Source organism: Streptomyces sp. NBC_01788 (genome assembly GCF_035917575.1).
Taxonomy (GTDB): Bacteria; Actinomycetota; Actinomycetes; order Streptomycetales; family Streptomycetaceae; genus Streptomyces.
The window spans coordinates 1182395-1197310 of record NZ_CP109090.1 but is presented as its reverse complement, the minus strand read 5'-3'; the positions used below and the strand labels follow the sequence as shown (position 1 = coordinate 1197310).

At 70.8% G+C, this 14916-nt stretch carries 12 protein-coding genes; 5 read left to right on the top strand and 7 right to left on the bottom strand.

Translation table 11 applies throughout. From position 1 onward, the window contains the following. Window positions 1–53 precede the first annotated feature (53 nt). Together OIE49_RS05635 and OIE49_RS05630 are read left to right on the top strand one after the other, a co-directional pair. Window positions 54–470: a roadblock/LC7 domain-containing protein gene (locus OIE49_RS05635; protein WP_100567435.1), complete on the top strand. Its 417-nt coding sequence runs from the start codon at window positions 54–56 to the stop codon at window positions 468–470. 125 nt (window positions 471–595) lie between these two features. Beyond that, window positions 596–1627, top strand: coding sequence for a DUF6397 family protein (locus OIE49_RS05630; RefSeq protein ID WP_326801352.1), 1032 nt, complete (start codon window positions 596–598; stop codon window positions 1625–1627). 60 nt (window positions 1628–1687) lie between these two features. On the opposite strand, the gene OIE49_RS05625 is transcribed toward OIE49_RS05630, so the two are convergent. Both OIE49_RS05625 and OIE49_RS05620 read right to left on the bottom strand, forming a co-directional pair. Further along, the gene (locus OIE49_RS05625; RefSeq protein ID WP_326801351.1) at window positions 1688–2554 is read right to left on the bottom strand and encodes an acyl-CoA thioesterase; all 867 of its coding nucleotides are present in this window, start codon (window positions 2552–2554) and stop codon (window positions 1688–1690) included. Window positions 2555–2594: 40 nt separating this feature from the next. Further along, a complete protein-coding gene (locus OIE49_RS05620) occupies window positions 2595–5108 on the bottom strand; it encodes a DEAD/DEAH box helicase (RefSeq protein WP_326801350.1) in 2514 nt (837 codons plus the stop codon). A gap of 145 nt (window positions 5109–5253) precedes the next feature. Between OIE49_RS05620 and OIE49_RS05615 the strand changes: the two genes are divergently transcribed. Continuing rightward, window positions 5254–6048, top strand: coding sequence for a metal-dependent hydrolase (locus tag OIE49_RS05615; protein WP_326801349.1), 795 nt, complete (start codon window positions 5254–5256; stop codon window positions 6046–6048). 125 nt (window positions 6049–6173) lie between these two features. Here OIE49_RS05615 and OIE49_RS05610 read toward each other — a convergent pair whose 3' ends face one another. The 4 genes from OIE49_RS05610 to OIE49_RS05595 form a co-directional block, all read right to left on the bottom strand. Further along, window positions 6174–6446: a type B 50S ribosomal protein L31 gene (locus OIE49_RS05610; RefSeq protein ID WP_326801348.1), complete on the bottom strand. Its 273-nt coding sequence runs from the start codon at window positions 6444–6446 to the stop codon at window positions 6174–6176. A gap of 51 nt (window positions 6447–6497) precedes the next feature. Continuing rightward, window positions 6498–6968 (bottom strand): DUF5709 domain-containing protein, encoded by a 471-nt coding sequence (locus tag OIE49_RS05605; RefSeq protein ID WP_100567440.1) that lies wholly within the window; start codon window positions 6966–6968, stop codon window positions 6498–6500. Window positions 6969–7592: 624 nt separating this feature from the next. Beyond that, on the bottom strand, window positions 7593–9374 hold the full coding sequence (locus OIE49_RS05600; protein ID WP_326801347.1) for an ABC transporter ATP-binding protein: 1782 nt from the start codon (window positions 9372–9374) through the stop codon (window positions 7593–7595). Further along, on the bottom strand, window positions 9371–11266 hold the full coding sequence (locus tag OIE49_RS05595) for an ABC transporter ATP-binding protein (RefSeq protein ID WP_326801346.1): 1896 nt from the start codon (window positions 11264–11266) through the stop codon (window positions 9371–9373). Before OIE49_RS05595 ends, OIE49_RS05600 begins: the two co-directional genes overlap by 4 nt. Before the next feature lie 488 nt (window positions 11267–11754). On the opposite strand from OIE49_RS05595, the gene OIE49_RS05590 reads away from it, so the two are divergent. Beyond that, window positions 11755–12309, top strand: coding sequence for a L,D-transpeptidase family protein (locus OIE49_RS05590; protein ID WP_376491772.1), 555 nt, complete (start codon window positions 11755–11757; stop codon window positions 12307–12309). A gap of 183 nt (window positions 12310–12492) precedes the next feature. Here OIE49_RS05590 and OIE49_RS05585 read toward each other — a convergent pair whose 3' ends face one another. Continuing rightward, the gene (locus OIE49_RS05585) at window positions 12493–12948 is read right to left on the bottom strand and encodes a MarR family winged helix-turn-helix transcriptional regulator (RefSeq protein WP_100567444.1); all 456 of its coding nucleotides are present in this window, start codon (window positions 12946–12948) and stop codon (window positions 12493–12495) included. Between the two features lie 117 nt (window positions 12949–13065). On the opposite strand from OIE49_RS05585, the gene OIE49_RS05580 reads away from it, so the two are divergent. Then, window positions 13066–14886 (top strand): ABC transporter ATP-binding protein, encoded by a 1821-nt coding sequence (locus tag OIE49_RS05580; RefSeq protein WP_326801345.1) that lies wholly within the window; start codon window positions 13066–13068, stop codon window positions 14884–14886. Window positions 14887–14916 lie beyond the last annotated feature (30 nt).

Here is a 14916-nt window from a genome sequence, read left to right as displayed (position 1 = left end):
TGGCGGCAGATCCTCCGGTCTGGGGGGAAGAGATCACACGGGGAGACCGCATCATGGCGCAGAACCAGACACTGAGCTGGCTGCTCGACGATCTGACCCAACGCGTGGAGCACGTACACCACGCCTTAGTACTGTCCACCGACGGACTGGTGACGGGAACGAGCACGGGGCTCCGACGCGAGGACGCGGAGCATCTCGCGGCCGTCTCGTCCGGCCTGCACAGCCTGGCCAAGGGCTCGGGACGCCACTTCGGCGCGGGCGGGGTGCGCCAGACGATGGTCGAATTCGACGACGCGGTGCTGTTCGTCACCGCCGCCGGCGCGGGCAGTTGCCTGTGCGTCCTCAGCGGAGCGGAGGTCGACATCGGTCAGATCGCCTACGAGATGACCCTGCTCGTCAACCGGGTCGGCGAGCACCTCGACGTCGTGGACGCCCGACGGCCTGAACGGCCGTCGTCGACAGACCTCTGACCTGCCCTTTCGCTGTTCCCTCGCGAAGTTATCCACAGGCTCGCGCGGTCGATCCCGTCACCGGCTACCGTTTTCGCAGGTGATCGCAAACGGCGCGATCCCGACACTCCACGGGGGAGACCAGTATGTCCGGCAACACTGTCACGCGTGAGGTCACGTCAACCGCTCGGCCGGCTGCCACCACGGGCCGAGCGCCCTTCTCGCAGAGCCGGGCGGCTCGCGAACTGAGCCTCAAACGCAGCGAGTTCGACCTAGCCGTGCACCTCGGCCACATCCGCACCCGGGCCGCTGAGGAAGGAATCGGCCGGCAGGTCGACCGCTCTGAGGTCGAACGGCTGCGGGGGGAGGAGGGCTTTCCGGAGGCGCTGCGGAAGAGGGTGGCGACCGTGGGGACCAGGGAGGGCTCGGCGATCATGGAGGTGACCGCCGCCCGGTTCACCCGTCTGGCCAGGCTGGGCCTCCTGATTCCGGTGGCCTTCCACCTCAACCGCTACCGGGCCGTGGTCTGGCGGTACCTGGCGGACGAACTGTGCGAGTTCGCCGCCGACGCGAAGAACGCCCCGCTGCTGAGTCGGCCCCTGCCGGAGGCGCTGCGGGGCCAGTTGGACACCGGCCTGGACCTGCGCCCCCGCAATTGGCGCGGACGGTACTTGGGCTTCCTGCTGGGTCAGGCAGGAGAACCGTGGGAGCGGGCGGGCGCCCTGGCCTCGCTGCTAGACCCGGTCCAGATCTCCGAGATCGTCACGGACCCCTACGAGCGCTCCCATCTGAGCCGCTTCCGGCCACCACCACCCGCCCATGGCACACCCGGCTCGCCGGCCGCCCACCTCACCGAGCGGATCACGACGGCGCAGGACCCCGACGAGATCGGCCTGCTCCGAGCGGACCTGGAGCGGACAGTGCGGGAGGCGCGCATCCAGCGGCCCGCGCCCCGCCCGGTCTCACGACACCTCGACCCGCATCCGCACCAAAACGACTCACACCGGCATCCGGACACGCACCGACATCGGGACGCACACCGGCACGCGGACGCACACCCGCGCTCGGCACGGCACCGGTGTCCGCCCGCGCCCGAGCACTGCGAACGACACCGTCCAGGCGAGTTCTCCCGACCGGCGCGCGGCCTGCTGGGCAGGCTCTTCCACAGAGCTACCTGAGCCGCACCCGCCGGCCCTGACCGCCCGACGGACCACTGCGGGGAGGGTCCGCCTGTCCGCCTACACCGCGCGAAACAGGCCTTCCTGGACGACCGACACGAGCAGGCGCCCCTGAAGGTCGAAGATGCGCCCGCGGGCCAGACCGCGCCCGCCTGTCGCGATCGGCGACTCCTGGTCGTACAGGAACCACTCGTCCGCACGGAACGGCCGGTGGAACCACATGGCGTGGTCCAGCGACGCCATGTCGAAGCCGCGCGGCCCCCAGAGCGGCTCGACCGGGATGCGCACCGCATCCAGCAAGGTCATGTCGCTGGCGTAGGTCAGCGCGCAGGTGTGCACGAGTGGGTCGTCACCGAGCGGTCCCACCGCGCGCATCCACACGGCGCTGCGCGGTTCGGCCTCCTTGACGTCCTCGGTGCTCCAGCGCAGCCGGTCCACGTACCGGATGTCGAACGGCTGCCGCCGTGCCATGCGCTCCAACTGCTCCGGCAGTGTGCCCAGATGCTCCCGGATCTCGTCCGCGACCGTCGGCAGGGACTCCGGCTCCGGGATCTCGGGCCCCGCCGGCATCTGGTGCTCGAAGCTCCCTTGTTCAGGCTTGTGGAAGGAAGCGGTCAGATTGAAGATCGTCCGGCCCTGCTGTACGGCGGTGACCCGGCGGGTGGTGAAGGACCGCCCGTCCCGTACCCGCTCCACCTGGTACACGATCGGCACACCCGGCCGGCCCGGGCGCAGGAAGTACGCGTGCAGCGAGTGGACCGGCCGTTCCCCGTCCGTCGTGCGTCCGGCGGCGACCAGTGCCTGGCCGGCCACCTGGCCGCCGAAGACCCTCTGGAGGGACTCCTGCGGACTGCGACCGCGGAAGATGTTGACTTCTATCTGCTCCAGGTCGAGCAGGTCGACGAGCCTTTCGGCCGGGTTCGTCATGGGTGGGAGACTCCTGAGTTCAGAACGGGTCGACGTCGGCTCACAGCTGACCGACGTCGGTGACACGGACGACCGCGCGGCCCTCGGCGTCGGACGCGGCGAGATCGACTTCGGCGCTGATGCCCCAGTCGTGGTCGCCGGCGGGGTCGTCGAAGATCTGCCGCACCCGCCACAGCCCGTTCTGCGGCTCCTCCTTGATCACCAGCAGCTTGGGCCCGCGGGCGTCGGGACCGGTACCGAGGTCGTCGTACTCGTCCCAGTACTTGTCCATCGCCTCGCCCCACGTCTCGGCGTCCCACCCGGACTCGCCGTCCATTTCGCCCAGCTCCCCGACCTGGTCGAGGGCGGCGAGTTCGGCGCGGCGGAACATGGCGTTGCGGACCAGGACGCGGAACGCGCGCGCGTTGGAGGTGACCGGCTTGACCTGGTCGGCCTTCTCCTGGGCCTCCTCCGCGGTCATCACCTCCGGGTTGGCCAGCTGCTCCCACTCGTCCAGGAGACTGGAGTCGACCTGGCGCACCATCTCGCCGAGCCAGGCGATCAGATCCTGGAGGTCCTCGGACTTCAGGTCGTCCGGGACGGTGTGTTCCAGGGCCTTGAACGCGCTGGCCAGGTAGCGCAGCACAATGCCCTCGGTGCGCGCCAGCTCGTAGAAGGAGACCAACTCCGTGAAGGACATGGCCCGTTCGTACATGTCGCGGATCACGGACTTCGGCGACAGCGGGTGGTCGCCCACCCACGGATGGCTCTTGCGGTAGGTGTTGTACGCGTGGAAGAGCAGTTCCTCCAGCGGCTTGGGGTACGTGATCTCCTGGAGGCGCTCCATGCGCTCCTCGTACTCGACACCGTCCGCCTTCATCGCGGCCACGGCCTCGCCACGCGCCTTGTTCTGCTGGGCGGCGAGGATCTGCCGTGGATCGTCCAGCGTGGACTCCACGACGGACACCATGTCCAGCGCGTAGGACGGCGATTCGGGGTCCAGCAGCTCGAACGCGGCCAGCGCGAAGGTGGACAGCGGCTGGTTGAGCGCGAAGTCCTGCTGGAGGTCGACGGTCAGCCGGACGATGCGGCCCTCGGCGTCCGGCCGGTCGAGCTTCTCCACGATGCCGCCGTCCAGCAGCGAGCGGTAGATGGCGATCGCCCGTCGGATGTGCCTCAGTTGCTGCTTGCGCGGCTCGTGGTTGTCCTCCAGCAGTCGCCGCATCGCCTCGAATGCATTGCCGGGCCGTGCGATCACCGACAGCAGCATCGTGTGTGTCACGCGGAAGCGGGAGGTCAACGGCTCGGGCTCCGAGGCGATGAGTTTGTCGAAGGTGCTGTCCGCCCAGCCGACGAAGCCCTCCGGTGCCTTCTTACGGACGACCTTGCGGCGCTTCTTCGGGTCGTCGCCCGCCTTGGCGAGGGCCTTCTCGTTCTCGATGACGTGCTCGGGGGCCTGCGCGCAGACGAAGCCCGCGGTGTCGTAGCCCGCGCGGCCGGCCCGGCCGGCGATCTGGTGGAACTCACGGGCGCGCAGCGTGCGTACCCGGCTGCCGTCGTACTTGGTCAGCGCGGTGAACAGCACCGTACGGATCGGCACATTGACGCCCACGCCGAGCGTGTCCGTGCCGCAGATCACCTTCAGCAGACCGGCCTGCGCCAGCTTCTCCACCAGACGCCGGTACTTGGGCAGCATGCCGGCGTGGTGGACGCCGATGCCGTGCCGGACGTAGCGGGAGAGGTTGCGGCCGAACTTGGTGGTGAAGCGGAAGTTGCCGATCAGCTCGGCGATCTGCTCCTTCTCCTCGCGCGAGCACATGTTGATGCTCATCAGCGCCTGTGCCCGCTCCACGGCCTGCGCCTGGGTGAAGTGGACGATGTACACCGGTGCCTGGCGCGTCTGCAGCAGGTCGGTGAGCGTCTCGGTCAGCGGTGTGCGCCGGTACTCGTAGGACAGGGGGACCGGGCGGGTCGCCGAGCGGACCACCGCGGTGGGGCGCCCGGTGCGGCGGGTGAGGTCCTTCTCGAAGAAGGAGACGTCGCCGAGCGTGGCCGACATCAGGACGAACTGCGCCTGCGGCAGTTCCAGCAGCGGAATCTGCCAGGCCCAGCCCCGGTCGGGCTCCGCGTAGAAGTGGAACTCGTCCATGACGACCTGGCCGACGTCGGCGTCCTTGCCGTCGCGCAGGGCGATCGACGCGAGGACCTCCGCCGTGCAGCAGATGACGGGCGCGTCGGCGTTCACGGAGGCGTCGCCGGTGAGCATGCCGACGTTCTCGGTGCCGAACATTTTGCACAGTTCGAAGAACTTCTCCGACACCAGCGCTTTGATCGGTGCCGTGTAGAAGGTGACCTCGTCCCGGGCCAGCGCGGCGAAGTGAGCGCCGGCGGCGATCATGCTCTTGCCGGACCCGGTGGGCGTCGACACGATCACGTTGGCTCCGGAGACCGCCTCGATCAGCGCCTCCTCCTGGTGGGGGTAGAGCGTAAGACCGCGCTCCTGCGCCCAGGATTCGAAGGCCTCGTACAGGGCGTCGGGGTCGGCGGTCGGCGGGAGCTGATCGATGAGGGTCACGCCCCCATCTTGCCTGGCACCCCGGCCGAGACGGGAATCGGATGCCCGACCGAAGATCACGAACGCTACGCTGTGTCGCCGGCAGTACATCGGCACACCAGGTCAACTGGACAGCGGCGCAAGAGGAATGGGGCGGGCAACGGCCATGATGGGACCAGCACACTCACTGTCGGGAGCGGCGGCCTGGCTCGGCGTCGGAGCGGCGGTCTCGGCGGCGGGGCACCCGATGCCCTGGCCGGTCCTGCTGGTCGGTGCGCTGATCTGCGCGGGGGCCGCGCTCGCCCCGGACCTGGACCACAAGGCCGCCACCATCTCGCGGGCTTTCGGACCTGTCTCGCACGCGTTGTGCGAGATCGTCGACAAGCTGTCCTACGCCGTCTACAAGGCGACGCGGATGAAGGGAGACCCGCGCCGATCCGGCGGGCACCGGACGCTGACGCACACCTGGCTGTGGGCGGTGCTGATCGGGGCGGGCACCTCCGTGCTGGCGATCACCGGGGGCCGCTGGGCGGTGCTGGGCATTCTCTTCGTGCACATGGTGCTGGCCATCGAGGGTCTGCTCTGGCGGGCGGCCCGCGGCTCGAGCAGCGCGGTCCTGGTCTGGCTGCTGGCCGCGACCAGTGCCTGGATCCTGGTGGACATCCTCGACCAGCCCGGCAACGGCTCGGACTGGCTGTTCACCGCTCCCGGCCAGGAGTACCTGTGGCTGGGCCTGCCGATCGTGCTGGGAGCGCTGATGCACGACCTCGGGGACGCGCTGACCGTCTCCGGGTGCCCCATCCTGTGGCCGATACCCATAGGCCGCAGGCGCTGGTACCCCATCGGGCCGCCGAAGGCGATGCGGTTCCGGGCCGGCGACTGGGTCGAGCTCAAGGTGCTGATGCCGGCGTTCATGGTGATCGGTGGACTGGGCTGCGTGGTCGCGCTGAACGTCAACTGAGGCACACGCTCAGCCGGGCTCGAGGCGCACGGCGCGCGGTGGTCCCGCCAGGGCCCCGGCCGCGCCCGTACCGCTCGACCGGTCCGGCCCCCGGCTGGGGAGGCCGTCCTGCCTCCCGTGGCCGGTCAGGCGGCTCCGTCACCTCCGGGAGCCTGACCGCCGCCGTAGCGCCGCTCGAACCGGGCGATCCGGCCCTCCGAGTCCACCGTGCGGGCCTTGCCGGTGTAGAAGGGGTGGCTCTCCGAGGAGATCTCCACGTCCACGACCGGGTAGGTCGCGCCGTCGTCCCACTCGATGGTCTGCTCACTGCTCGCGGTGGACCGGGTGAGGAAGGCGTACCCGGCGGCGCGGTCCCGGAAGACGACGGGGTGGTAGTCGGGGTGCTTGTCCTGCTGCATGAATGCTCCTCGTGCGGCGGGGGAGAGGGTGACGGCACGCGGGCGGCCGGGTCAGTCCTGAGGGGTTTCCTCGTCGACGACGTGCATCGCGGCCTCCTCGGCGGAGGCGGCCGCGCCATCGATGCCCACGTCGGTGGCGACCAGGGCGCTCTCGTCGTCCTCGTGCGCTCCCTCGTCGGGGGCGACGAGACGGCCGGAGCGGGCGGTACCCACTTCGTTGTCCAGGAGTTCCCCGTCGGTGTCCTCGCAATCGCCCATGTCGTCGCCGTCCCAGGCGGCCGGTTCGGGCACTTCCTCGGAGAGGCGCTGGTCCAGGGTTTCGCCCTGGTGGCGCTCCTCGGCGGTCACGCCGGTGTGCTCCACGGCCCACGGCCGCTCCGGCGGCGACCAGCCACGGTCCAGGGGGTCGTCGACACCGTCGTTCATCAGCGTGTCCTCCGGGTCGAGCACTCCCGTGTCCTCCCTGACCTCGGAGTCGTCGGGCTGGTAGACGTCGTCTCCCCATCCGTCGGCGCTGTCCACGGGTACCTCCAGGTGGTGGGGACGGGCCCGTTCTCTCCGCGGCCGATGTGCGGCCGCCGGTGCACGGGGCGCAGCAGGCACCCGGAACGAACCGCACGGATCCCGGGTGCTCCCCGAGCCGTTTCCGCTTTCCAGCCTTCCACCGCTGTTCGGCACCGCGCAACGGCACCGGCCGCGCCGCCCGGCCAACGCCCTGTCCACCGCCGGTCCCGTCCCGGGCCCGCCCCGGCCGCGGGGCCTGGCACCGCACCGGTCATGGGGGCGCGGCCGACCCCGGCGACCTCGCCGATCCTGGCGACTGCGTTCGTCAGCGCGTCGGTCATCGCGACGGAGCCGAATCCCCCGACCCCGCCCGTCACCGTGCCGGCCGCCGCTCAGGCCACCGGGCTGGAGCCGGCCGCTCCGTCTGCGCCGGACCCGTCGGCCACACCGGTCACCGCGGTGGAATCGGTCCCGTCGGCCGCGCCCGTGTTCACGCCCCTCACCGCGCCCGTCCCCACTCCGTTCACCGCATCCGCCACCGCGAACGACACGGACCGTGTGCCGCACGCCGTGCGGTGGTGCGACTCGCGGTCCGTGTCATGGGCGGAACGCCGGGCCCCAGGGGGTGGAGCCTTCGTGCGGTCACCCGTGCCAGGAGCGCCACAGCGCCGCGTAGGCGCCGTTCGCCGAGACGAGTTCGTCGTGGCTGCCCAGCTCGGTGATCCGGCCGTTCTCGACCACGGCGATGACGTCGGCGTCGTGGGCCGTGTGGAGCCGGTGGGCGATCGCGACGACCGTGCGGCCGTCCAGGACGCGGGCCAGGGACCGCTCCAGGTGCCGGGCCGCACGTGGGTCGAGCAGCGAGGTCGCCTCGTCCAGGACCAGCGTGTGCGGATCGGCCAGGACCAGCCGGGCGAGGGCGATCTGCTGGGCCTGGGCCGGGGTGAGGGCAAGACCCCCGGAGCCGACCTCGGTGTCCAGACCGTCGTCGAGGGCACGGGCCCAGCCGTCCGCGTCGACCGCGCCCAGCGCCGCCCACAGCTCGGCGTCGACGGCGTCCGTGCGGGCGAGCAGCAGGTTGTCGCGCAGGGAGCCCACGAAGACGTGGTGCTCCTGGTTGACGAGGGCGACATGGGAGCGGACGCGCTCGGCGGGCATGCGGGAGAGTTCGGCGCCGCCGAGCGCGACCCGGCCGTCCCGGGGCGCGTAGATCCCGGCGAGCAGGCGGCCCAGCGTGGACTTCCCGGCGCCGGACGGGCCGACCAGGGCCAGCCGCGTGCCCGGGGCGACCTTCAGGGAGACCTCGCGCAGTACGTCGACGCCCTCCCGGTAGCCGAAGTGCACCCGGTCCGCGTCGACGTCACGGCCGGCGGGGGCCAGGGAGTCGTCCCCGGCGTCCGGCTCGATGTCGCGCACCCCGACGAGCCGGGCCAGCGACACCTGCGCCACCTGCAACTCGTCGTACCAGCGCAGGATCAGCCCCACCGGGTCGACGAGCATCTGCGCGATGAGGGCGCCCGTCGTCAGCTGGCCGACCCCGATCCAGCCCCGCAGGACGAACACGCCACCGATCATGAGCACCGAGGCGAGCACGGTGACGTGGGTGACGTTGATGACAGGGAAGAGCACCGACCGCAGCCAGAGCGTGTAGCGTTCCCACGCGGTCCACTGGGTGATCCGGAGTTCCGACAGGGCGACGCGGCGTTCGCCGAGGCGGTGTGCCTCCACGGTGCGCCCGGCGTCGACGGTCTCGGTGAGCGCGGCGGCCACGGCGGCGTAGCCCGCGGCCTCCGAGCGGTAGGCGGACGGCGCCCGCCGGAAGTACCAGCGGCAGCCGACCACCAGGAGCGGCACGGCCAGCAGCACGGCCGCGCCGAGCGGTGGCGCGGTCACGATCAGACCGCCCAGCAGCAGCGCGACCCATACGACCCCGATCGCCAGTTGCGGCACGGCCTCCCGCATCGCGTTGGCGAGCCGGTCGATGTCGGTGGTGATGCGGGAGAGCAGGTCGCCGGTGCCCGCCCGTTCCAGCACGCCCGGCGGCAGGCCCACCGACCGGACGAGGAAGTCCTCGCGCAGGTCGGCGAGCATCCGCTCGCCGAGCATCGCCCCGCGCAGCCGCACTTCCCGTACGAACGCCGCCTGGACGAGCAACGCGAGGACGAACAGCCCCGCGGTCAGGGGAAGATGCAGCTCGCGGGTGCGGTCCGACACCCCTTCCACCAGACCGCCCAGCAGCCAGGGACCGGCCATGGAGGCCAGCACGGCAAAGGTGTTGACGGTGATGAGCAGGACGAAGTCGCGCCGGTGCCGGCGCAGCAGTTCGGTCACATAGGACCGTACGGTCGAGGCGGAGCCGACGGGCAGGGTGTCGGCCGTCGTCGGGGCCGCCGGGTCGTAGGCAGGGGGCGCCACGCCGATCACGCCGTCTCCTCCATCTCTTCCATCTCCTCCATCTCTTCCAGGGCCTCTTCAGCGGCGTCCCGCGGGGCGGCCTCGTCGTCGCGCGGCGCGTCGTCCGACCGGCGTTCCGGTGCGGCCCGCGGTCTGCCGCCGTCGTCGAGCAGGCCGTGCGCGGCGCGTTCCTCGTCGGTCTCCCGGGTCACCACCGCGCGGTACCGGGGCTCGGTGTGCAGCAGCTCCCGGTGCAAACCGACCGCGGCGACCGTGCCCTCGTGGACGAGCACCACCCGGTCGGCGTGGTCCAGGAGGAGGGGCGAGGAGGTGAACACCACCGTGGTGCGTCCGGCCCGCAGGTCACGCAGGCCTTGGGCGATCCGCGCCTCGGTGTGGGAGTCGACGGCGGAGGTCGGTTCGTCCAGGACGAGCACCTCCGGGTCGGTGATCAGTGACCGGGCCAGAGCCAGGCGCTGGCGCTGGCCGCCGGAGAGGGACCGGCCGCGCTCGGTGATCCGGACGTCCATCGGGTCCTCGGCGGCCGGCGACGACTGCGCGAGCGCGTCCAGCACGTCGTCGCACTGGGCGGCGGTGAGTGCTTCCCGGGCGGTGACCTTCCCCGAGGCGGGCACGTCGAGCAGCGCGCGCAGAGATCCGGACAGCAGTACGGGGTCCTTGTCCTGGACCAGGACGGCGGTGCGCGCGGAGCCGAGCGGCAACTCGTCCAGCGGTATGCCACCGAGCCGCGCCGAGGTGCCCGGCTCGGTGGGGTGGCCGCCGAGCCGTTCCGCCAGCCGGCCTGCCGCGTCCGGGTCGCCGCAGACCACAGCGGTGAGCCGTCCGGCCGGTGCCCGAAGGCCGGTCGCCGGGTCGTGCAGATCACCTGACGGCACGAAGGGTGCCCGTGTCCCGGTCCCGTCGGTGGCCCGTTCCAGGGACAGCACTCGGGCGGCCCGGGTGGCCGAGGGGCGGGAGAAGGAGTACGCCATGGCGATCTCGACGAAGTGCCGGAGCGGATAGGTGAGGACCATGACGGAGCTGTAGACGGTGACGAGTTCGCCCACGCTGATCCGGCCCGCGCGGGCCAGATGGACGCCGTAGCAGACGACCCCGATCAGCAGCAGGCCCGGCAGCAGGACCTGGATCGCGGCGATCAGGGACCACATGCGGGCACTGCGGACGGCGGCGTGCCGCACCTCCTGTGAGGCGCGCCGGTAGCGGTCGAGGAACAGCTCCTCCCCGCCGATGCCGCGCAGCACCCGCAGTCCGGCGACGGTGTCCGAGGCCAGCTCGGTGGCGCGGCCCGCCTTCTCCCGCTGGACATCGGCGCGCCGGGTCGCGCGGGGCAGCAGCGGCAGCACCGCGAGAGCCAGCGCGGGCAGCCCCACGGCGACGACCACGCCCAGCGCGGGCTGGTAGACGAGCAGGGCGATACAGACCAGCACGATGGTGAGGGCCGCCGCCGTGAACCGGGACACGGCCTCCACGAACCAGCCGATCTTCTCGACGTCGGCCGTGGAGACGGCGACCACCTCGCCGGCGGCCACCCGCCGGGTCAGTCCGGAGCCCAGCCCGGCGGCCTTGCGGGCGAGCAGTTGCTGGACGCGGGCGGCGGCGGTGATCCAGTTGGTGACCGCCGCGCGGTGCAGGTAGGTGTCGCCGAGCGCGTTGCCGGCACACGCCACCGCCAGCAGTCCGCCGGCGAGGGCCAGCCCGGCACCCGAACGGTCGACGACCGCCTGGACGGCGAGTCCGACGCAGAACGGCAGGGAGGAGACGGAGGCGAAGTGCAGCAGCCCCCACGCCAGTGCCTTCAGCTGACCGCCCAGCTGGTTCCGCCCCAGCCACCACAGGAGTCGGGGACCCGAGCGTGCGTCAGGAACCCCTGGATCGGGATACGGAAGGTCTTGGATCTGCATGACGTCCCAGTGGCTCGTGTCAGTGGCGGAGCGCTGCCCCCGGGCGGCGGGCGAGCCGTGACAGCCTGGCGTCGCGAAGCGGTCGAGGGCAAGCGGTTTTCCGTACGAGGGTTCGGGATTGGTCGTTTCGCTGCCGAGATCTCGGATGTCCGGAACTGCCGTGCTTCGGCCTTCGCGCCAAGGGTCTCTGACCAGGAGTCGAAGAGTGCAATGCCCTAATAGAAAGGAGATAAGGCTATTTGGACCAATCTCGACTAGATCACGTCGTGCCTCCTGGTCAAGATGAGGACATGCAGACTCGCGGTGCAAGGCGTGCGATGGTCGCTGCGGCGACCTGTGGTTTCTTTCTGGCGGCGGTGGCCGCGTGCGGCGGAACGCCGGATCAGGTCCACCATTACGGCGACATACCCAGACCGGGCGGCCCGACAGGGACCGCCCGGCCCAGCCCGCCCGTGGTGCAGTCCCGGGTTCCGGGGATCGGGGACCGCATGTGGCAGCGGATACCCGTTGGCGCACGGCAGATAGTGGCGGTCTTCGGCGACGACAAGACCTCCCCCGACTCCACGCTCGTGCTCTACGAGAAGCATGGCGCCAAGTGGGAGCCGCAGATGAGTTGGCCGGCCCACAACGGCAAGCGCGGCTGGGCGATCGAGCACCGGGAGAACGACGAGCGCAGCCCGGTCGGAGTGTTCACCCTCTCCGACGCCGGCGGTGTCCTCGACGACCCGGGCACCCGGCTTCCGTACACGCAGGACGAGGATGCCTTCATCTCCCCCTTCTACTGGGAGGAAGCGCACTGGCATGACTTCGACTACGTCATCGCCATCGACTACAACCGTCTGCGTGGCACCCGCCCGGACGACCCGACCCGTCCGCTGGGCCAGAGCAAGGGTGGCGGCATATGGCTGCACCTGGACCACGGTGACGGCACGCTGGGATGCGTGAGTGTTCCGGAGTCCGCGATGGAGTACCTGCTCCGCAGGCTCGATCCGAAGGACAAGCCCGTCATCGTCATGGGGGACAAGGCCAATCTGCGGTTGTAGCCGCCGCATCGGCCGGGTGGCCGGCGAAGGGGCGCGTGTGCTCCAGCCCGCGCCGTGCGCGCAATCCGCCCCGCACTCTCTCCCGCGTCAACCCGTGGTGCTCGGACCGGTGTCAACGCGCCGTGCTAGCCCCGGCGTTGGCGCAGCGCTTACGGACCGGCGCTGACGTGCCGAAGGTACGGTTCAGCAGCCGCGCCCCTGGGCAGGCACCGTGCCCACCAGCGTATCCAGCAGTCCACCGAGCGTCTCGCGCTGCTCGCCCGTCAGGGGCGCCAGGATCTCCTCCGCCGCGGCCCGGCGGGCGCGGTGCAGCTCTCGCAGGGCCGTGCGCCCGTCGTCGGTGAGCTCGATGCGGATGACCCGGCGATTGGCCGGATCGGGGGCCCGGCGCACCTTGCCGTTCGCTTCGAGGCCGTCCACCAGTGTGGTCACCGCTCGGGGCACGACCTCCAGCGACTTGGCGAGATCCGCCATGCGGGGCGGCTCGCCGAAGTGCGCCAGCGTACGCAGCAGCCGCGACTGGGCCGGCGTGATGCCGAGGGCGCGCTCTTCGAGGTGCCGCTTCTGGATGCGGTGCAGCCGGCGGGTGAGCCGCAGCAGTTGGTCGGCGAGGAGACCGTCGGCGTCGGGGGAGGTCATGCGGGAACAATATCAGGACCTCGTTCATTGTGAGTATAGGTAACAGTGAGCTAGGCTCGGATGTCCACCGCCAGGTCGCACCAGCGGTCCGGCACCCACTCACACCCGTAGGAGCCCATGCATCCCGACCATCAACCCCTCTGGACCCCACCGGCCGACGCCAGGGAGCAGCCGCGGCAGGTCCGCAGGATCCTGCGCCTCTTCCGCCCCTATCGGGGCCGTCTGGCGATCGTGGGCCTGCTGGTGGGAGCCGCCTCGCTGGTCTCCGTCGCCACGCCCTTCCTGCTGAAGGAGATCCTGGACGTCGCGATCCCGCAGGGCCGCACCGGCCTGCTGAGCCTGCTCGCGCTCGGCATGATCCTCAGCGCCGTCCTCACGAGCGTCTTCGGCGTGCTGCAGACGCTGATCTCCACGACCGTCGGCCAGCGCGTCATGCACGATCTGCGCACCGCCGTCTACGGGCGGCTCCAGCGCATGTCCCTGGCCTTCTTCACCCGGACCCGCACCGGCGAGGTGCAGTCCCGCATCGCCAACGACATCGGCGGCATGCAGGCCACCGTCACGTCCACCGCCACCTCGCTGGTCTCCAATGTCACCAGCGTCGTCGCCACGATCGTCGCGATGGTCGCCCTCGACTGGCGGCTCACGGTCGTCTCACTGCTGCTGCTCCCGGTGTTCGTGTGGATCAGCCGCCGCGTCGGCAACGAGCGCAAGAAGATCACCACTCAGCGGCAGAAGCAGATGGCCGCGATCGCGGCCACGGTCACCGAATCCCTCTCCGTCAGCGGCATCCTGCTCGGCCGCACGATGGGCCGCTCGGCCTCGCTGACCGAGTCCTTCGCCGCGGAGTCGGAAGGCCTGGTCGACCTCGAGGTGAGGTCGAACATGGCCGGGCGCTGGCGCATGGCCGTCATTACGATCGTCATGGCCGCCCTGCCCGCCGTCATCTACTGGACCGCGGGTGTCGCCCTCCAGTTCGGCGGACCGCAGGTGTCCATCGGTACGATCGTCGCCTTCGTCTCGCTCCAGCAGGGCCTGTTCCGGCCGACCGTCAGCCTGCTGTCCACCGGTGTGCAGATCCAGACCTCGCTCGCGCTGTTCCAGCGCATATTCGAGTACCTGGACCTGCCGATCGACATCACCGAGCGCGAGCGGCCGGTCCATCTCGATCAGGTGAAGGGCGAGGTCCGCTTCGAGGACGTCGACTTCCGCTACGACGACAAGAGCGGCCCGATCCTGGAGGACATCGACGTCACCGTGCCCGCGGGCAGCAGCCTCGCGATTGTCGGCCCGACCGGCGCCGGCAAGTCCACGCTCGGCTACCTGGTGCCCCGGCTGTACGACGTCACGGGCGGACGCGTCACCATCGACGGCGTCGACGTGCGCGACCTCGACTTCGACACCCTCGCCCGCGCGGTCGGAGTCGTCTCCCAGGAGACGTACCTCTTCCACGCCTCGGTCGCCGAGAACCTGCGCTTCGCCAAGCCGGACGCCACCGACGAGGAGCTGCGTGCGGCGGCGAGGGCGGCGCAGATCCACGACCACATCGCGGCCCTGCCCGACGGCTACGACACGGTCGTCGGCGAGCGCGGCCACCGCTTCTCCGGCGGTGAGAAGCAACGCCTGGCCATCGCCCGGACCATCCTGCGCGACCCGCCGGTCCTCATCCTCGACGAGGCCACCAGCGCCCTGGACACCCGTACGGAGGCCGCCGTGCAGGAGGCCATCGACGCCCTGTCCGCCAACAGGACGACCCTGACCATCGCGCACCGTCTGTCCACCGTCCGCGGCGCCGACCAGATCGTGGTCCTCGACTCCGGGCGGCCCGCCGAACGCGGCACGCACCAGGAGCTGCTGGAGCGCGACGGACGCTACGCCGCCCTGGTCCGCCGGGACGCACAACTGGAGCCGGCAACGCAACTGGAGCCGACAAGCTGACGATATGCCGGGTTTACGGTTCTTTGGGGG

What these genes read in the sequence shown, in the direction of transcription:
- OIE49_RS05635 (WP_100567435.1), top strand. Translation starts at nt 54, where the DNA reads ATGGCGCAGAACCAGACACTGAGCTGGCTGCTCGACGATCTGACCCAA.
- OIE49_RS05630 (WP_326801352.1), top strand. Translation starts at nt 596, where the DNA reads ATGTCCGGCAACACTGTCACGCGTGAGGTCACGTCAACCGCTCGGCCG.
- OIE49_RS05625 (WP_326801351.1), bottom strand. Translation starts at nt 2,554, where the DNA reads ATGACGAACCCGGCCGAAAGGCTCGTCGACCTGCTCGACCTGGAGCAG.
- OIE49_RS05615 (WP_326801349.1), top strand. Translation starts at nt 5,254, where the DNA reads ATGATGGGACCAGCACACTCACTGTCGGGAGCGGCGGCCTGGCTCGGC.
- OIE49_RS05610 (WP_326801348.1), bottom strand. Translation starts at nt 6,446, where the DNA reads ATGCAGCAGGACAAGCACCCCGACTACCACCCCGTCGTCTTCCGGGAC.
- OIE49_RS05595 (WP_326801346.1), bottom strand. Translation starts at nt 11,266, where the DNA reads ATGCAGATCCAAGACCTTCCGTATCCCGATCCAGGGGTTCCTGACGCA.
- OIE49_RS05590 (WP_376491772.1), top strand. Translation starts at nt 11,755, where the DNA reads ATGTGGCAGCGGATACCCGTTGGCGCACGGCAGATAGTGGCGGTCTTC.
- OIE49_RS05585 (WP_100567444.1), bottom strand. Translation starts at nt 12,948, where the DNA reads ATGACCTCCCCCGACGCCGACGGTCTCCTCGCCGACCAACTGCTGCGG.
- OIE49_RS05580 (WP_326801345.1), top strand. Translation starts at nt 13,066, where the DNA reads ATGCATCCCGACCATCAACCCCTCTGGACCCCACCGGCCGACGCCAGG.